The sequence below is a fragment of the Salinicola peritrichatus genome (genome assembly GCF_003206715.1).
GTDB classification, from domain to species: Bacteria; Pseudomonadota; Gammaproteobacteria; order Pseudomonadales; family Halomonadaceae; genus Salinicola; species Salinicola peritrichatus.
In genome coordinates this window covers 1-16,794 of sequence record NZ_PZJU01000003.1, presented here as the reverse complement: position 1 = coordinate 16,794, position 16,794 = coordinate 1, and the positions used below count along the sequence as shown (strand labels likewise).

Sequence of the window (16,794 nt, the reverse complement as noted above, 5' to 3'; positions counted from 1 at the left end):
CCGGCCGGATCGTCCGCAATCAGGCGGCTGGGCGTTCGCTCTCTTGGGATTCTCGCGGATGGGTGTCGTCGCAATCGAGCCAGAACGGGAAGAAGTTGAACCACTGCAGCGGCGTCGATTCGCACTGCCGGGTGAGCCAGGCGACATAGCGCTGCATGGCATCCGCGATCCAGGCCTCGCGCCGGTGCCGGCTCAACTCGCTGGTGTCGTCGAAAGGGTCGAAGTCGACGCGGTAGCCATCCTTCTCGCGGAAGCAGCCGATGGTATACACCGGGCAACGCAGCAGGCTGGCGAGCCAGAAGGGCCCTTCCGGAAAGCGCGCAGGATGCCCCAGGAAGGAGAGCGTTCGGGCGCGGCCACTGTCGCTGATCGGCACCCGGTCGGCGGCGATCACCACGAAGCCGCCCTCGGCGATGCGGCTGCCCAGGCGCATCGCCGTCGATGGCGTGATCTCGCTGACTTCGATGATCTCCGGCGGGTTGTCGCGGTGGGCCGAGCGCGCCAGCACCGCGTCGAACTGACGGGCGTTGTGGGTATGCATCAGCAGGGTGGCGCGAAAATCCTCGAGCATGTCGCTCATCGCGGTACAGATTTCCATGTTGCCGACATGGGAGACGAACATCAGGCCGCCGCGACCGCTGGCGACGGCATCCACGAAGCGCTGGTGCGAACCATTGCTGAAATGCAGCCGCGGCGGGATGCCGCTCCAGGCATCGATCTTGTCCATCAGGCTCTGTCCGAAGCTGCGGAAGTGGCGCAGGCTGAGCCAGGTCAGATGGCGCGGCTCGTGGCCGTGGCGGTAGCGCCACAGGCGTTTCAGATAGGTGTGCGAGGCGCGGCGGTGGAGACCGTGGGCGATGTAGTAATAGACGATCACCAGCGTCAGCATGAACTGGAACGGCAGCCGACCGAGGCGGCGTCGGATCCAGACCATGGTGCGAATGCCCGCGGCGCTGCCGGTTTCGCGAATTCTCGACCAGTGATGGGGGTTGCTGTTTGCCGGCGTCATGAGAGCGTTTCCTGGCGGCGGCCCACGAGGATGGGCAGACGTTTGAACATGCCGATCAACAGGCGCAGATGCATGCTAGCGAGTAGCAGGTTGTCGCGCCATAGGGCGTAGTGGGAAACCCCGTCGAGCGGGTAGTGCACGCGTACCGGCAGGTTTTCGACGCGACCGCCCTGCCAGTACCAGCGTACCGGCAGCTCGCTGTCGAACTCCATGCGATCGCCGCAGGGGTGGCGGGCGACCAGGCGGTTGACCGCCGCCACCGGATAGAGCTTGACCCCGCACATGGTGTCGCGCAGGGCGAACGACAGCGTGGCCAGCCAGACCAGCGCATGGGTGATGTAACGGGAATAGTAGCGGTGCCTGGGCACGCTGTCGTCGAAGCGTGGATAGCCGATTCGCAGCGTTTCGTCGTCGGCCTTCAATCCCGTGACGAAGGGCGGCAGATCGTCGACTTCATGCTGGCCGTCGGCGTCCACCTGCAGTGCATGGGTCAGCTCCAACTCGGCGGCGCGTTTGAGCCCGGCCCGTACCGCGGCGCCCTTGCCGCGGTTGCGCGGCAGCCGCACCAGTTCGACCCCATCCTGGCGGGCGAGCCCATCCAGCACGGCGGCGCAGGCCAGGTCGCTGCCGTCGTCGACCAGGATGACCGGCAGCCCCAGGCGCTGCAGCCGCGCCAGGGTCCGCGTGATGGCTTCGGCGTGGTTGTAGACCGGCACCAGCACGCCGATCCGTGCCGGGGGATCACTCGACATCGGCGTTCTCCTCGGTCAGGGCGATGCGTCCGCTGACGTGACGACCACGGCGGCTGTCGCAGTGGAGCTGCAGACTCTCTTTCCGCGGGTCCTCGCTTCGCGGGCTGTCGTGTCGCGAGGTCTGGCGGGCAGCGTCGCGGCGATGGGCAGGGGTATGGACAAGCGTCATCTCGAAGCGATCGCCGGGCAGCAGGGGCAGCGGGAAACGTAGCCGCTCCAGGCCGGCGAAGTGAGCCTCCAGCGAGAACAGCCGGCGAGCCAGCTGCATCGCCCAGTGCACCAGGGTGACGCCGGGCAGCACCGGCTGCGCGTCGAAGTGGCCGTCGACGTAAGCCGACTGTTCGGGCACTTCCAGCGTGATGCACCAGCCGCCGTCCACCGGGCGTTCGCCCAGCCAGCGCGGCGCGCGGCGGTCGTCCAGATCCTGGAACAGGCGCTGGCGGACGTCGGCGCTCAGCTTGCCTTGGGCATTGGTCGGCCAGTGGTCGACGAAGCGCCAGTAGCGCGGCAGTGCCGGGGTTTCGAAGCGGGCAGCCAGTTGCTGGCGCAGGCGTCGCACGGCATCGCGACGCGCGGCATGGTCCCGGGGCAGTGCCGTCTCGCTCAACTGGATGACCGCCGCCAACCGCAGATCGCGGCGCTGAAGCGGCAGCGCCTGGGCGCGTTCCACTCTGGGCAGCGCATTCAGGGCGCGGTCCACGGCCGTCAGCGAAATCCGCTTGCCGCCGATCTTGACGATACGGTCGGCACGCCCCAGCAGCACGAACCCATCGCCTGCGAAGCGGATCCGGTCGGCTTGGCGCTGCCAGGTCTCGGGCATGGCCAGGTGCGGCGAGCGCAGCCACAGGCGCTGTTCGTCGTCGTTGCGGACTTCGATGCCGGGGAAAGGTGTCCAGGCCTCGCCCCGTTGCTGAATACGCCAGGCGATGCCGCCGGTCTCCGAACTGCCGTAGACCTCGTGCACCGGCGTACCGAGGCACGCCAGGGCCAGATCGCTGGCCGCCCTGGAGAGCGGGGCGCCGGAGCTGTAGATGCGCGCCAGCGCCGGGTGCACCGACTGCCAGTCGAGGGTCTCGGGAAGCCGCGACAGCGCCGGCGGCGCACTCACCAGTACCGCCTGCCGCGCATCGTCCCGGCAGCACGCCAGCCAGGCCAACAGGGTTTCCGGGTAGCGGCAGGTGGTGGCCGCGATCGGCGCGCCTTCGCACAACGGGCGCAGGATGGCGAACAGCAGGCCGTAGATATGCTGGTGGCTGACCTGGCTGATGACCACGCGCCCCTCGAAAGGCCACAACGACGCTTGCGTCGCGAGTTCGGCATCGAGCTGGGCGAAGCTCTTGTCCAGTCGCTGGGGCTCGCCGGTGGAGCCCGAGGTATACAGCGACAGCGCGATCTCGGGCAGGGGCTGCGACAACCACCGCGGCGGGCGTCCCGCGCCGGCACTCGCGGCCCCCGGAACCTGGCCCAGGGCGACGCCTGCGCGGCGCAGGGTTCCGACGGTCTCGGGCTGGTTGTCCGCCGGCAGCAGAACGCTGTCGCCGCGCTCCCAGATCGCCACCAGGGCGGCGCTGAACTCCAGCGGATCGGGCTCGAACAGCAGCCAGGTCGTGGTCATGGCCGCATGTTGCTCGAGCAGTGCCTGCCAGGCGCCGATACGCTGATGCCAGTCTTCGACGCGAATCCAGTCCGGCCGGGTACTCCGGCCGGGCGGTCTCCAGGCGAAAGGCGCGGATGGTGGGCGTGCGCGCCACGGTCGCTCGATCAACTTACGATACATGGCGCTCCTCGGCATGGCGTTTGACGCGCTGACGGATGCACCATTCGCCGGCGAACATCGCCAGCATCAGGACGTAGGCGATACCGCCGTTGTACCAGGCCCAGAGGTCGATATCGGCATACAGCGCGGTGGCCAGTGCGATGCTGCCGTTGAGCGTGAAAAACACGCACCAGGCCTGAGTTACCTTGCGCGTATAGCGCACCGCGTGGGGCGGCAGGTCCGGCTCCCGGCGGCGGGCGAGCCGCTCGGCCAGGGGCGGCGGATGGCGCAGGCTCTGGGCGAATACCAGCAGCAGCGTGAGATTGATGGCGACGGGCCACAACCGCAGGCCGAGTTCGGCGCTGCCTGTCAGCATCAATCCGATCGCGATCGGAAGCAGGCACCAGCCCCAGCGGCGGTGGGCGCGTGGCAGCCGCCACCAGGCCACGACGGCGATCGCCGCCAACAGCGGCCAGGCGCCGTAGCGCGGCAGCAGTGCGTGCACGACCAGCGGCCATAGGAGCCCGGCAGCTCCTAGCACGAGCCATAGCAGGCGGTGGCCGCCATTGGTGGGAAGTTTGCTGATCACGATGGCACCGCCGGTGTCATTTCTCCCGGCGCGATTCGACCAGGGCCGCCAGGCTTTTCAGATTGGCGAAGTGCTGGCGCGACGACTCGGCATCGGACTCCAGGGTGATGCCGTAGCGCTTCTGCAGTGCCAGGCCAAGTTCCAGCGCATCGATCGAGTCGAGTCCCAGCCCCTCGACGAACAGCGGCTCGTCGGGATCGATGTCCTCGGGCGTGACATCCTCGAGTTCCAGGGTCTCGATGATCGTCTGTTTGAGTTCGTTTTCCAGCGCTGCCGTGGTCATGGTTTCACTATCCTTGTCACAGTCGTTATGGCCATATCGCGCGCGAGCTTCTCGATCGCGCGTCTTGCCGGCTCCATGCCGGCCTTCGGAGGTTGCACCGGGAACGTCCCGGTGTGCACCACAGGATTCCGCTGGGCCTCACGGCTCGCCAACCAGTTGCCAGCGACGTCGCGCCATCGGGCAGGCGAGAGCCTGGTCGCCCGCCATCAACCAATCGATGACATCCAATGGCTGCGGCGCCGGCGTGTCGACGTCGGCCGGGCTTTCCTCCAGGCGTCGCGCGCCCGGCTTGCGTTCGCTACCCAGTTGCAGCACCACGGCGGCGGAGGGCGTCGCGGGCGCATACTCGGCGAAGCGCTCGGGCACGGGCTGGTCGCCGAATACCATCAGTACGCGCGATTCGCCATCGGCGAGATAGCCGCGTGCTTCCGCCACCAGCGCTGCCCACTCTCCGCCGCTGGCGGCCACGGCCTGTTGGCTGCGTCGGTTACCGCTGGCGATGGAGTAGACGCCGACGATCGCGTTGTGTACCGACAGCCCGAAACGGGCGGGCGACAGCGGATCGCCTGCATTGAGGGCGTAGAGCATTTCCAGCGTACGATCGCCGTCGCCATGACGCGAGGCGTGCAGCACGACGTGATCGGCGGCGGGATCGAGATCCAGCAGCATGTCGCATACCGCGCGGCCAATCAGATTGAGCCGGCGCCGCAACAGCGATGGAATGGCGGCCCCGGCCGGTTTGTCGCGGGTGTCCAGCCGCGCCTCGTTGCCTGCGTCGCGGTGTGGTGTCCAGCCCCGCCAATCCTGAAGGTAGAGATCCGTCATTGCGCGGTATCGACGATTCATGTTGCCAAGGTTTACGCATAATAACGGAATTAGGCAATCGCTCGGTGCAAGCTTTATGCATTCGCATGCTAGCCAATGGTAGGGCGTAGTATCGAGAGCGTCGACACGCACCGCTCGAGTCGCTAAAAACCGGACCGAACCGCAACGACAGAGCGAAATCGCGGCGGCGGCCCGGTTCGGTCGCACGATCGACAGATAGCGTAATCGATGGACCGCATCTGCCCCGCCAAGCCTACTGGCGAGCGGAGCGCTTGCCAAGCCGGCGCGAACAAGATGGCGGCGAGGTGAAGGGGGGAGCGGTGAAGGGGCGTTGAATTGTACTTCTCGGCCGATCTGTGGCGGTGTCAGCGGCTGCACGGATCGTCGAGCGGCACCTCGCGAGGCCGGAAACGGCGGGAGATCGCGTCGACCGCGATATTGAGCGCGGCGGTAATCAGCAGCAGGAAAAAAGCGACATCGAACATCAAATACTCGAAGCTCGAATCGATATAGAACCCCAGCGTCGCGACGCCCAGCATGCCGAGCAGCGCGGTTTCGCGCAGGATCACCTCGGCGCGGTAGCACAGCAGCGCCAGCAGGTTGGGGTAGAGTCGCGGCAACAATTCGTAGGCATAGCGTCCGGAAGCGGGGAGCCCCGCCATGCCGGTGGTGAGGCCATCGGCGTGACGCGCGACGAGAAAAGCGATCAGGGCGCCATTGTGCAGCGCCAGCGCCAGCCAGGCCGGCAGCATCGACGGCCCCAGCATCAGCAGGAAGATGAAGGCGAGCATCAACTCCGGGGTCGAACGCAGCACGATCAGCAGCAACTTGCCCCCGGCGCGCTGCCAGGGCCGGCCGAAGTGGCGGCTGGCCAGCGGCCACAGCAGCAACGCCAACAGTAGGCTGCCCACGGTGCCCATCAACGCCAGCAGCAGCGTGTTGCCGATCGCCGGCAGCAGGTCGGGAATCGCAGCCAGCCATGGGCCCATCCCGGCCAGATCTCCCGCCAGCAGTGGCGCCGGCCATAGATCATGGCTGACGAAACGCCACAGCAATCCACCATCGACGTCGGGCCAAGGGCCGAGCCAGAACAAGGCGGCGATCAGCAGCCAGGGCAATAGCCGACGATGCCCCCACCAGTGGAGCGTGGCGATCAGGCCATAGAAGATCCACAACAGCGCGCCGGCCTCGCCGAAACGCCCCTCGCGAAAGGCGCTCTCGAGATAGAACCCCAGTGTCGGCAGGCCGACGAAGCCGAGCAGCACGCTCGCGCGCATGGCGCACTCGAAGCGATAGCGGGTGTAGCTGGCCAGCCGGTCCCATACCAGCGGCAGCTCGGCATAGAGGAAACGTGACAGGCGGTCGACGCCGGCGGGCAGGGCGGCGGCGGGGGCGCGTGGCGTCAGTTCGAGGATCTCGGCATACACCTTGGCGAAGATGCCGGCGTAGGGAATCGCCAGCGCGGCCAGGGCGGTGACCGCCGACAGGCCGAACACCTGCAAAAACAGCAGCGCCCAGAACAGTTCATGAATGGCGCGGACGAAGGCGCAGAAGGCGCGCACCAGCCGTGAGCGATGAAAGATCAGCGCCAGCGGAAAACCCAGCAGCGCACCGATGAAGGTCCCCCACAACGCGACGCTGACGGTCAGCGCGATGGCATGGAGCGGGTTTTCCAGCGAGAGGAAGCTGGGGCGGACGAAACCCAGTGCCATACGCGCGAGTTCCGCCCACGGGTCCGCCGTCACGATACGCAGGTCGGCCAGCGGCAACAGCAGCAGGCAGAGCAGGATCAGCGCCAGGGAACGCCGGGTCAGGGTGAGGCCGGGGCTGTCGCCTCGCAGCCAGCCGGGTGCCGCGCTCATGTCGGGATGTTCACCACGCTGCCGTCCGAGCGCCCCGCGGCATCCGGATAGAGCGCGTCCAGGCGCGCCAGGGTCAGTTCGCCGGCTGCCGCATCCAGCACCAGGCGACCATCGTGCAGCCCGATGATCCGGTCGAAGTGACTCAGCGCCAGGCGGTGCTGATGCAGGGCGACGATGCTGGTGGCATAGCGGGCCTGGATCCGTTCGAGCAGTCGCAGCGCCTGGTGCGGGTCGACGCTGGCGAAGGGTTCGTCGCCGAGGAATATCCCGCGCTGCTGATGGAGTGCGCGGGCGATGGCGACGCGTTGGCGCTGGCCGCCGGAAAGCCGCTCCACCGGGCGCCGGATCAGTCCCTCGAGCCCGAGCTCATCGCACAGTGCCTCGATCGCTTGCCAGTCGGCGCGTCGTGGCTTGAGCAGATTGCGCAGGTTGGCCAGCGCCGAATAGTGCGCGAGGCGTCCCATGTAGACGTTGTGATAGACCGACAGCAACGGCACCAGCCCATGCCCTTGCGGACACCAGGCGGCGCGGGGTTCCAGTCGCCGCCGGATCTCGCCGAGCAGGGTCGACTTGCCGGCGCCGCTCTGGCCGAGCAGCGCCACGTGCTGGCCGGCTTCCAGCGTCAGCGACAGCGCCGGCAGCACGACCTGGGCGCCATGGCCCAGGTCGACGCTATCGAAAGTCAGTAGCGACATGCGGCTCAGCGCAGCAGGCCGATGGACTTGCCGACGGACTCGATCGGGCCGTAGTCGTCGTTGCTGGCCGGAATGAAGCCGGAACGGGGGAAGCTTTGCAGCAGTTCGGGATCGGTCATGTCGAGCAGCGCCTGCTGGACCTTGTGAGTGAAGCCCTCGCCATAGCGTTCGTCGGCATCGCCGCGCAGCGTCCACTGGTAATCGGGATAGCTCGGCGATTTCCAGATCACCTCGACCTTGTCGGTATCCACGCGACCATCCTCGACCGCCGCCTGCCACACGGTGAAGTTGACCGCACCGATATCGTAGGTGCCGGATTCGACCAGTGCGATGGTGCGGGTATGGTCGCCGGAGAAACCGACCCGCGAAAACACCGCTTCCGGTGCCGAATCGAAACGCTGGCGGATGAAATGCTCGGGCATCAGCCGCCCCGAGGTCGAGGTCTTGGCGCCGAAGGTGAAGGAGTGGCCACGTACCGACGCCGGCAGTTCGTCCTGCTCCGGTTCGATACCGGTGGCGGTATTGGCAATGAAATAGCTCACGAACGCGGCGTCTTCCTTGCCTTGCGCGATCGCCTGCGAACCGGGCACCAATTGGCGCGCCTGGACGCCGGAGAGACCGCCGAACCAGGCCAACTGGACCTGATCGTTGCGGAAGGCGGTGACGGCGGCGCCGTAGGAGGTCACCGGAACATATTCGACATCGACCCCGAGCCGGTCGGAGAGGTAGTCGGCGACCTTGGAAAAGCGCTCCACCAGCCGCGACTGGTCTTCGTCGGGAATGGCGGTGAAGCGGAAGGTATCGGCGACAGCGGCGGAGCCGCAGAGCATCAGAACCAGGGCAAGCAGCCAGCGCATGGGAGAACCTCGATGAGCACATGTGAGGACTTGATGATAATCCGACTCCGGCATGGGTGTTAAGTCGGACGTCGCGGCCCGCGAGCGTCGGCGGCCCGGCCTGGTGCCGGGCGCGGAGGTTCAAGCGTCCGACGGCGGAAACTTGGTCGGCCGCAGGCTCTCCTTGATCTTCTTTAGATGAGGCAGAAAGGACTCGCCGCGGCGCAGCGTCACGCCGGTGGCCAGCACGTCGATCAGCGCCATGTGGATGATGCGCGAGGTCATCGGCATGTAGACCTCGGTGTCCTCGGGCAGATCTATCGGCAGGATGTCGGTACACACCTCGGCCAGCGGCGAGCCCTCCCGGGTGATGCCGATCACCAGAGCGCCGCTGTCGCGGGCGATCTGGGCGACCTCGACCAGGTCGCGGGTACGTCCGGTATAGGAGATCGCCACGATGACATCGCCGGTATGCGCGGCGGCGGCGGTCATGCGCTGCATCAGTACATCGTTGTAGGCCGTGACCGGCAGATTGAAGCGGAAGAACTTGTTCTGCGCATCGAACGCCGCCGGTGCCGAGGCGCCGAGGGCGAAGAAACTGATCTGGCGCGCCTGGGAGAGATGGTCGACGATGCGCTCGATGCGCTTGGGATCGACCGTGCGGCGAGCCTCGTCGAGCGCGGCGATGGTGGCACCGATGATCTTGTCGGTATAGGCGGCGGCATCGTCGTCGCTCTCGACGCTGCGGCTGACGTAGGGCGTGCCGCCGGCCAGGCTCTGGGCCAGCTGAATCTTGAAGTCCGGGTAACCCTTGGTATCGAAGTTGCGGCAGAAACGGTTGACGGTGGGTTCGCTCACCGTGGCAGCTTGTGCCAGAGTGGCTATGCTCATCCCAATCGCCGCGTTGGGGTCGCGCAGAATGACGTCGGCGACCTTGCGTTCCGAGCGATTCAGCTCGTCGACTCGCGCACGAATGCGGGCGATGAGATCGTGGATTGCCATGCTTGCGGAACATCTCCTGGCGGCGTAAAGGGCGGTTGAATCGTCACACAAACCCTGCATCCTAGCCTGCGCTGCCGGTGGCGCCAAGTCGCAGCCGTATGGGTTGGCTAGGGAGGACGACGCCCATGGCGGTATACTGGTGCCGGTACGGTAATTCAGTTACGAAGTCGCGTGTCCAATTGGGCGCCAATAGCGTATTTTATGCGTAAATTAACCACGCTGTCGGAGGGAGGCAATGACTCGAGAGGCAACGCCCAATGTGGATTTGGCTCTGTTCGGTGCGCTGGGTGACCTGGCGTTACGCAAGCTCTACCCGGCGCTTTATCATCTCGATCGGGATGGCCTGCTCGGCCCCGAGACCCGCATTCTGGGTCTGGCGCGACGTGAGCACGACGCCGCCAGCTTCCGTAAAACGGTGCTGGCGATGCTCAAGAAGCGCATCAAAGGCAATGAGCTCGAACAGGCCTGTCTCGATCGCTTCCTCGACAGGCTCGACTACTGCCAGCTCGATTTCGATACCGTCGACGGCTATGAACACATCCGGGAGTGGCATGCCAAGAGCCCGGACCCGACCTGTCCGTTGACGATCTACCTCGCCGTGCCGGCCAGCATCTACGGTGCGATCTGCGCCAACCTGAAGCAGAGCGGCAGTCTGGATGCCGAGTCGCGCGTGGTGGTCGAGAAGCCGATTGGCTACGATCTCCAGTCCTCCCACGAGATCAACGACGCCATCGGTGCCGTCTTCCCCGAGTCCCGTATCTATCGCATGGACCACTATCTGGGCAAGGAGACGGTCCAGAACCTGATTGCGCTGCGTTTCGCCAACCCGTTGTTCGGCAACCAGTGGAACCAGAGCCAGATCTCCCACGTCGAGATCACCGTGGCCGAGCAGGTCGGTATCGAAGGGCGCTGGGGCTATTTCGACAAGGCCGGCCAGCTGCGCGACATGGTCCAGAACCATCTGCTGCAGCTCTTGACCATGATCGCCATGGACCCGCCGGCCAATCTCGATGCCGACGCCATCCGCGACGAAAAGGTCAAGGTGCTCAAGGCGCTCAAGCCGCTGGAAGGCGACGACCTGAACCGCCATGTCGTGCGCGGCCAGTACGTGGCCGGCTCGATCGCAGGCGAGAACGTACCGGGTTATCTCGAAGAGCCGGACGCCAATACCTCCAGTACCACCGAGACCTTCGTCGCCATGCGCCTCGAAGTGGCCAACTGGCGCTGGGCGGGGGTGCCTTTCTATCTGCGGACCGGCAAGCGCATGCCCGAGAAGCTGTCGCAGATCGTGATTCATTTCCGCCAGCAGCCGCACTACATCTTCGATCCCGACCAGCGCAATCTGGCCGCCAACAAGCTGGTGATCCGGTTGCAGCCGGAGGAGGGAATCGCGCTACAGGTGCTGACCAAGGATGGCGGGCTCGACAAGGGCATGCGTCTGCGCCCCGGTCCGTTGCACCTCGACTTCAACCATGCCTTCCCCAAGGCACGGATTCCGGATGCCTACGAACGCCTGCTGCTCGAGGTCATGAAGGGCCAGCAGTACCTGTTCGTGCGCCGCGATGAGGTGGAGTACGCCTGGAAGTGGGTCGATCATCTGATCGCCGGCTGGGAGATGCGCGATATCCCGCCGCGCCGGTATCCGGCAGGTTCCTGGGGGCCGGTGGCGTCGATCGCCATGATTACCCAAGACGGTCGTTCCTGGTATGAAGACTACTGAGGCCGGGCGCGAGCAGGTCGCCGCGCAGTTGGCGGAGGCCACCGCCCACGCCCTGGCGACGGACCTCGAGACGCAGCCGCGGGCGCTGCTGGTGGTGTCCGGCGGTTCGACGCCGCTGCCGTTCTTCCGCCATCTGGCCAGCCAGAGGGTCGAGTGGTCGCGGGTCGATGTCACCCTGGCCGACGAACGCTGGGTGGCGCAGGATCATGCCGACAGCAATGCCCGTCTGGTGCGCGAGGCGCTGCTGGTCGGTCCCGCGGCCGCGGCGACCTTCCATCCGCTGACCTGCGACGAAGAGACACCGGAGCAGGGCGCGGCGGAGGTGGGCGAGCGGATCGCACGACTGCCCTGGCCGGCAAGCCTGGTGGTGCTCGGCATGGGCAACGACGGCCATACCGCGTCGTTGTTTCCCGATAGCGGCGAACTCGGGCTCGCCCTGTGCACGGACGAGCCGGTCGTCGCGGTTCGCGCGCCCAGCGTGGCTCAGCCGCGTATCACGCTGAGCGCGAGCCGCCTGCATGCGGCTCGCCGACATGCGCTGCATGTGGTTGGCGATGCCAAGAAGGCGGTGCTGGCCCAGGCGCTCTCTGGCGACGACGTGCGCGAACTACCGATCCGGGCCTTCCTGACCTGTCCGCTGACCCTTTACTGGGCACCGTGAACGATACTGGACGATGTTTGGAGTCTTTTGAATCCGGACGTCACATCAAGGAGCCAAACATGTCATCCGACAAACGATTGCCAGCGTCCCATACCGAGCGCCTGGACGCGATCTGCCGCTCGACCGCGATCATTCCGGTGTTGGTCATCGAGCGCCTCGACCATGCCGTGCCGCTGGCTCAGGCGCTGGTCGACGGCGGCCTGAACGTACTCGAGATCACCTTGCGCACCGGCTGTGCCGTCGAGGCGATGCAGCGTATTCGCGATGCCTTGCCGGACGTCACCATCGGCGCCGGTACCGTGCTGAGTCTCGAACAGTACCGGATCTCCGAGGAGATCGGTGTCGACTTCGTCGTCACCCCCGGCACCACGCCGACGCTGTTCGACCATGGGCTCGCAAGCCCGGTGCCGATGCTGCCGGGCATCGCCACGGTATCCGAGCTGCTGACGGGCTGGGAGCGCGGCTATCAGCGCTTCAAGTTCTTCCCGGCCGAGGCCAACGGCGGCGCCAAGGCGCTCAAGTCCTTCGCCGGCCCGCTGCCCGAGGCGCAGTTCTGCCCCACGGGTGGTGTCACCGTCGACAACGCCGCCGACTATCTCGCCCTGCCCAACGTGATGTGCGTGGGCGGTTCCTGGATGGCGCCGAAGTCACTTGTCGATCAGCAAGACTGGGCCGGCATCACGCGCCTGACCCGGGAGGCGACGCAGCGCTACCCGCGCTGACATAGCCCCGATCTTCCCTATTCGTAAATACGGCTTTTCGCGCCCCGATCCTGGTCGGGGCGCGGATTTCCGGCTCGTCGACTGCCGGGTAAGGCGCTACTTTCAGCCGCGTTCGATCGCTGCCGCCACGCCCTGGCCGCCGCCGATGCATAGCGTCGCCAGGCCGCGCTTGGCGTCACGCCGCTGCATCTCGTACAGCAACGTCACCAGCACGCGCGCGCCGGAGGCGCCGATCGGATGCCCCAGCGCGATGGCGCCGCCGTTGACGTTGACCTTGGCGGCATCCCAGCCGAGATCCTTGGCCACCGCCAGGGTCTGGGCGGCGAAGGCCTCGTTGGCCTCGACCAGATCGAGCTGATCGAGCGACCAGCCGGCGCGTTCCAGGCAGCGGCGGGTGGCCGGTACCGGCCCAATCCCCATGGTGGCTGGATCGACGGCGGCATTGGCATAGGCACGAATGGTCGCCAGTGCCGGTAGCCCCAGTGCCCGGGCGCGTTCGGCGCTCATCACCAGCAACGCGGCGGCACCGTCATTGAGCGACGAAGCATTGCCTGCGGTCACCGTGCCATCCTTGCGGAAGGCGGGCTTGAGTTTGGCCAGCGACTCCGCCGTCACTCCCTCGCGAGGCTGTTCGTCGCGATCGACGACGATCGGATCGCCGCGTCGCTGGGGAACCTCGACCGGCGTGATCTCGGCGTCGAAGCGGCCCTCCGCGCGGGCCGTGGAGGCGCGTCGCTGGGATTCGGCGGCATAGGCATCCTGGGCCTCGCGGGTAACGGCGTACTTTGCGGCTAGATTCTCCGCCGTGATGCCCATGTGATAATCGTTGAAAGCGTCCCATAGGCCGTCGACGATCATGCTGTCGAGCAGCTCGGCGTGGCCCATGCGTAGCCCGGTGCGCGCCTTGGGCAGCACGTAGGGCGCCAGGCTCATGCTCTCCATGCCGCCGGCAACGACGACTTCGGCGTCACCGCAGCGGATCGCCTGGGCCGCCAGCTGCACCGCCTTGAGGCCGGAGCCGCACACCTTGTCGACGGTCATCGCCGGCACGCTGTCCGGCAGGCCGGCCTCGATCGAGGCCTGGCGCGCGGTATTCTGGCCCAGCCCGGCGCGCAGCACATGGCCCATGATCACTTCGTCGACGCTGGCGGGGTCGATGCCTTCCAAAACGCGTCGAATGACGGTCGCGCCCAGGGTTACCGCGGGTAGCGTGGAGAGTCCGCCCTGAAACGTACCGATGGCAGTGCGGGTGGCGGCGACGATGACGACGTCCCGCATGGCGTTCTCAGGCATGGGAAGTCTCCCGTTTGTCGAGCAGTTCGCAGCCGGTCGCTTCGCGAATCTCTTCCAGCGTGACCCCGGGCGCCAGTTCGACCAGCGCCAGGCCCGCATCGGTGATGTCCATCACGCCGAGGTCGGTGATGATGCGGTCGACCACGCCGACCCCGGTCAGCGGTAGCGTGCATTCGGTCAGAATCTTGTGTTCGCCCTTGGCCGTGTGGCTCATCAGCACCACCACGCGCTGGACACCGGCGACCAGATCCATGGCGCCGCCCATGCCCTTGACCATCTTGCCGGGAATCATCCAGTTGGCGAGGTCGCCTTTCTCGGAGACCTGCATCGCGCCCAGGATTGCCAGGTTGATATGGCCGCCACGGATCATGGCGAAGGATTCGGCATTGTCGAAATAGCTCGAGCCGGGCAGCGCGGTGACGGTCTGCTTGCCGGCATTGATCAGGTCCGGATCGACGGTTTCCTCGGTGGGGAAGGGGCCGATGCCGAGCAGGCCGTTCTCGGACTGCAGCCAGACGTCCATGCCCTCGGGAATGTAGTTCGCCACCAGTGTCGGCTGGCCGATGCCGAGATTGACGTAGAAACCGTCACGGAGTTCACCGGCGGCGCGTTCGGCCATCTGTTCTTTCGTCCAGGCCATCTCAGTTCGCCTCCCTGAGTGTGCGTTTCTCGATGCGCTTCTCGGGCGTCGGGTTGTGCACGATACGATGCACGAAGATCCCCGGCAGGTGAACGTCGTCCGGATCGATGGCGCCGGTCTCGACGATCTCCTCGACCTCGGCGACGCAGACCTTGCCGGCCATCGCGGCCAGCGGATTGAAGTTGCGCGCCGTCTTGTTGAAACGCAGGTTGCCGGCGCGGTCGGCGACCTTCGCCTTGATCAGGGCGACGTCCACCGGCAGGCCGCGTTCCATCACGTAGTGCTCGCCATCGAATTCGCGCACCTCCTTGCCTTCGGCAATCTTGGTGCCGTAACCGGTCTTGGTGAAGAAGGCGGCGATACCGGCGCCACCCGCACGCAGACGTTCCGCCAGCGTGCCTTGCGGACAGAATTCGAGCTCCAGTTCGCCGGAGAGGAACTGGCGTTCGAACTCCTTGTTCTCGCCGACATACGAAGAAAGCATCTTCCTGATCTGGCGCGATTCGAGCAGCAGCCCGAGGCCGAAGCCGTCGACCCCGGCATTATTGCTGGCCACCGTCAGTTCGCGCTTGCCGGTGTCGCGCAGGGCGACGATCAGCGCTTCGGGAATGCCGCACAGACCGAACCCGCCGACGGCCAGGGTCATGCCGTCCTCGATCAGGCCTTCGAGCGCAGCTGATGCTGAGGCGTATTGCTTGTTCATTTCAGTACTCTTATCCGTAAGTGAAACTGAGGAGCATTAGATCAGGTACTGGCCGATTCACCCTGAATCATCTTGACGTCCAGTGGTCGGGTGAACAATTGCAGAAATACGCCTAGTAATGCGCAGCCGGCCATGAAGAAGAAGCACAGGACGTAACCCGGGAGGCTCTCCCAGCCTCCGCCTAGCGAGATGAGCCAACCCATGACGATCGGAGACAGACCGCCTCCGATGAACATGGCTGTAGTAATCACACCATTGGCCGTCGAGGTCGCCGAGGCTGGAGAGGAGTCAGAGGCTACCGCATAGTAAATTGGCCATACAGCATTCGCGACAAGACCAAAGACCAATTGAACGATGACCATCGTGGCCATGTTAGTTGCGAAGTAGAAGGCGCCTACGCTGGCGGCCATCCAGATACCACATATCACCAGCGTCGTCTTGCGACCTATGATATCCGACAGGGTGGGCCACAGCAGCTGACCCAAAATACCGGTCAGAGTGAAGAAGATGCTCATGCCGGCAGCCGCAGCCAGAGACAGATGGCCGATATTATGCAAGTAGGCTGGTAGCACGACATTCACACCCATGTACACCACCTGCGTGAGCAGAGTATTTCCTGCCGTCAGTAAAATGTTTCGATTGCGCAGGATTTGCATGAAGCTGGCCAGCCCTTGGCCCTGTATGACCCGGCGTGAAGCTACCGTGTCTGGTGGCGTCATGCCTTGATGTTCGATGTTTTTGTATAGCACCTCGATCTTGTCGGCGGTCGAGTACCATGCCCAGAACAACATTAGCGGCAGAGCAAAAACGAAGGAAAAGAAAAAAACGTAGCGCCAGTTATCGTCTCCGAAAGTTGACAGCACAAAGCTGGCGATCAAGCCTGATAGCAAGGCGCCGATTGGATAGCCTGTATGGTGGGCGCCAAGCGCAAAGCCGCGTCGTTCGATAGGCCACCATTCGGCGGTGTTGCTGACCCCTACTGGCTCGCCCCAGCCGGTCCCAAGGTTTACACCTATACGCATTGCTACGAAACTGACCAGGCTGCCACTTAGAGCTTTAATGCCTGATAGAAAGGATAATGCTGTATAGCCTAATACTAGCGGTACTTGGAAACGTGCGCGTTTCCAGCCGGTACCATACCGGTCGCTCCAGATCGAGCCTGGAATATCGAGCACTGCCAGCGAGATCATGATGATAGTCGCAATCGTACCCCAGTCGTCTGGAGAAAGATTGAAGTGTTCTGAAATAGTTGGGCCGAGTCGCAATACCACCTCGCGATCATAGGCATTCAAAATCCAGATTAGCCAGCAGACACCTAGCGAGACCCAAGAATAACGGTGAATGCGACGCAGCGAGTAGCTCTGCCTAGCTACTCCAGTATGGATTTTAGACATGACGGCTCCTCCCGGACCGGTTTGGGGGTCCGTTATTAATTATTGAAATTAG

17 protein-coding genes are annotated in these 16,794 nt (G+C 65.1%); 3 read left to right on the top strand and 14 right to left on the bottom strand.

Annotation, left to right across the window (positions count from 1 at the left end; all coding sequences use genetic code 11):
- Positions 1-19: 19 nt before the first annotated feature.
- The 10 genes from DOM57_RS00820 to hexR all read right to left on the bottom strand — a co-directional run bounded on the left by DOM57_RS00820 (position 20) and on the right by hexR (position 9,609).
- Positions 20-1,009 (bottom strand): LpxL/LpxP family acyltransferase, encoded by a 990-nt coding sequence (locus tag DOM57_RS00820; RefSeq protein ID WP_110647344.1) that lies wholly within the window; start codon positions 1,007-1,009, stop codon positions 20-22.
- Complete coding sequence (locus DOM57_RS00815) at positions 1,006-1,761, bottom strand: glycosyltransferase family 2 protein (protein ID WP_110647343.1); 756 nt, start codon at positions 1,759-1,761, stop codon at positions 1,006-1,008. The genes DOM57_RS00820 and DOM57_RS00815 overlap by 4 nt, the downstream gene beginning before the upstream one ends.
- Entirely contained in the window at positions 1,751-3,538 is a 1,788-nt protein-coding gene (locus DOM57_RS00810; RefSeq protein ID WP_162619403.1) for an ApeI family dehydratase, read from the bottom strand. The genes DOM57_RS00815 and DOM57_RS00810 overlap by 11 nt, the downstream gene beginning before the upstream one ends.
- Positions 3,528-4,106, bottom strand: a complete 579-nt coding sequence (locus DOM57_RS00805) for a COG4648 family protein (RefSeq protein ID WP_239496061.1) — start codon at positions 4,104-4,106, stop codon at positions 3,528-3,530. Before DOM57_RS00805 ends, DOM57_RS00810 begins: the two co-directional genes overlap by 11 nt.
- 16 nt (positions 4,107-4,122) lie before the next feature.
- Complete coding sequence (locus DOM57_RS00800; protein WP_110647341.1) at positions 4,123-4,389, bottom strand: phosphopantetheine-binding protein; 267 nt, start codon at positions 4,387-4,389, stop codon at positions 4,123-4,125.
- 138 nt (positions 4,390-4,527) lie between these two features.
- The gene (locus tag DOM57_RS00795) at positions 4,528-5,214 is read right to left on the bottom strand and encodes a beta-ketoacyl synthase chain length factor (RefSeq protein ID WP_110647340.1); all 687 of its coding nucleotides are present in this window, start codon (positions 5,212-5,214) and stop codon (positions 4,528-4,530) included.
- Positions 5,215-5,579: 365 nt separating this feature from the next.
- On the bottom strand, positions 5,580-7,076 hold the full coding sequence (locus DOM57_RS00790) for a PhnE/PtxC family ABC transporter permease (RefSeq protein ID WP_110647339.1): 1,497 nt from the start codon (positions 7,074-7,076) through the stop codon (positions 5,580-5,582).
- Positions 7,073-7,771 (bottom strand): ATP-binding cassette domain-containing protein, encoded by a 699-nt coding sequence (locus DOM57_RS00785; protein ID WP_110647338.1) that lies wholly within the window; start codon positions 7,769-7,771, stop codon positions 7,073-7,075. The genes DOM57_RS00790 and DOM57_RS00785 overlap by 4 nt, the downstream gene beginning before the upstream one ends.
- Positions 7,772-7,776: 5 nt before the next feature.
- Positions 7,777-8,628 carry a putative selenate ABC transporter substrate-binding protein gene (locus DOM57_RS00780; protein WP_110647337.1) on the bottom strand — a complete coding sequence of 284 codons (852 nt, stop codon included), beginning with the start codon at positions 8,626-8,628 and terminating at the stop codon, positions 7,777-7,779.
- Between the two features lie 120 nt (positions 8,629-8,748).
- Positions 8,749-9,609, bottom strand: coding sequence for a transcriptional regulator HexR (gene hexR / locus DOM57_RS00775; protein WP_110647336.1), 861 nt, complete (start codon positions 9,607-9,609; stop codon positions 8,749-8,751).
- 235 nt (positions 9,610-9,844) lie between these two features.
- Here hexR and zwf point away from each other — a divergent pair, with 235 nt between their 5' ends.
- The 3 genes from zwf to DOM57_RS00760 are packed head-to-tail and all read left to right on the top strand — an operon-like array spanning position 9,845 to position 12,712.
- Positions 9,845-11,329: a glucose-6-phosphate dehydrogenase gene (gene zwf, locus DOM57_RS00770; protein ID WP_110647335.1), complete on the top strand. Its 1,485-nt coding sequence runs from the start codon at positions 9,845-9,847 to the stop codon at positions 11,327-11,329.
- Entirely contained in the window at positions 11,316-11,990 is a 675-nt protein-coding gene (pgl, locus tag DOM57_RS00765; protein ID WP_110647334.1) for a 6-phosphogluconolactonase, read from the top strand. The genes zwf and pgl overlap by 14 nt, the downstream gene beginning before the upstream one ends.
- 59 nt (positions 11,991-12,049) lie before the next feature.
- A complete protein-coding gene (locus tag DOM57_RS00760; RefSeq protein ID WP_110647333.1) occupies positions 12,050-12,712 on the top strand; it encodes a bifunctional 4-hydroxy-2-oxoglutarate aldolase/2-dehydro-3-deoxy-phosphogluconate aldolase in 663 nt (220 codons plus the stop codon).
- Between the two features lie 102 nt (positions 12,713-12,814).
- Here DOM57_RS00760 and DOM57_RS00755 read toward each other — a convergent pair whose 3' ends face one another.
- The 4 genes from DOM57_RS00755 to DOM57_RS00740 are packed head-to-tail and all read right to left on the bottom strand — an operon-like array spanning position 12,815 to position 16,742.
- On the bottom strand, positions 12,815-13,990 hold the full coding sequence (locus DOM57_RS00755; protein ID WP_110647355.1) for an acetyl-CoA C-acetyltransferase: 1,176 nt from the start codon (positions 13,988-13,990) through the stop codon (positions 12,815-12,817).
- Between the two features lie 7 nt (positions 13,991-13,997).
- Entirely contained in the window at positions 13,998-14,645 is a 648-nt protein-coding gene (locus DOM57_RS00750) for a CoA transferase subunit B (protein WP_110647332.1), read from the bottom strand.
- 1 nt (position 14,646) lies between these two features.
- On the bottom strand, positions 14,647-15,348 hold the full coding sequence (locus DOM57_RS00745; protein WP_110647331.1) for a CoA transferase subunit A: 702 nt from the start codon (positions 15,346-15,348) through the stop codon (positions 14,647-14,649).
- Between the two features lie 41 nt (positions 15,349-15,389).
- Positions 15,390-16,742 carry an MFS transporter gene (locus tag DOM57_RS00740; protein WP_110647330.1) on the bottom strand — a complete coding sequence of 451 codons (1,353 nt, stop codon included), beginning with the start codon at positions 16,740-16,742 and terminating at the stop codon, positions 15,390-15,392.
- Positions 16,743-16,794 lie beyond the last annotated feature (52 nt).

Bases quoted from the DNA above. Each gene is read 5' to 3' on its own strand.
- DOM57_RS00785 (WP_110647338.1), bottom strand. From the start codon at position 7,771: ATGTCGCTACTGACTTTCGATAGCGTCGACCTGGGCCATGGCGCCCAG.
- DOM57_RS00800 (WP_110647341.1), bottom strand. From the start codon at position 4,389: ATGACCACGGCAGCGCTGGAAAACGAACTCAAACAGACGATCATCGAG.
- zwf (WP_110647335.1), top strand. From the start codon at position 9,845: ATGACTCGAGAGGCAACGCCCAATGTGGATTTGGCTCTGTTCGGTGCG.
- DOM57_RS00740 (WP_110647330.1), bottom strand. From the start codon at position 16,742: ATGTCTAAAATCCATACTGGAGTAGCTAGGCAGAGCTACTCGCTGCGT.
- DOM57_RS00810 (WP_162619403.1), bottom strand. From the start codon at position 3,538: ATGTATCGTAAGTTGATCGAGCGACCGTGGCGCGCACGCCCACCATCC.
- DOM57_RS00815 (WP_110647343.1), bottom strand. From the start codon at position 1,761: ATGTCGAGTGATCCCCCGGCACGGATCGGCGTGCTGGTGCCGGTCTAC.
- DOM57_RS00820 (WP_110647344.1), bottom strand. From the start codon at position 1,009: ATGACGCCGGCAAACAGCAACCCCCATCACTGGTCGAGAATTCGCGAA.
- hexR (WP_110647336.1), bottom strand. From the start codon at position 9,609: ATGGCAATCCACGATCTCATCGCCCGCATTCGTGCGCGAGTCGACGAG.
- DOM57_RS00780 (WP_110647337.1), bottom strand. From the start codon at position 8,628: ATGCGCTGGCTGCTTGCCCTGGTTCTGATGCTCTGCGGCTCCGCCGCT.
- DOM57_RS00790 (WP_110647339.1), bottom strand. From the start codon at position 7,076: ATGAGCGCGGCACCCGGCTGGCTGCGAGGCGACAGCCCCGGCCTCACC.
- DOM57_RS00750 (WP_110647332.1), bottom strand. From the start codon at position 14,645: ATGGCCTGGACGAAAGAACAGATGGCCGAACGCGCCGCCGGTGAACTC.
- DOM57_RS00795 (WP_110647340.1), bottom strand. From the start codon at position 5,214: ATGACGGATCTCTACCTTCAGGATTGGCGGGGCTGGACACCACACCGC.
- DOM57_RS00760 (WP_110647333.1), top strand. From the start codon at position 12,050: ATGTCATCCGACAAACGATTGCCAGCGTCCCATACCGAGCGCCTGGAC.
- DOM57_RS00745 (WP_110647331.1), bottom strand. From the start codon at position 15,348: ATGAACAAGCAATACGCCTCAGCATCAGCTGCGCTCGAAGGCCTGATC.
- pgl (WP_110647334.1), top strand. From the start codon at position 11,316: ATGAAGACTACTGAGGCCGGGCGCGAGCAGGTCGCCGCGCAGTTGGCG.
- DOM57_RS00755 (WP_110647355.1), bottom strand. From the start codon at position 13,990: ATGCGGGACGTCGTCATCGTCGCCGCCACCCGCACTGCCATCGGTACG.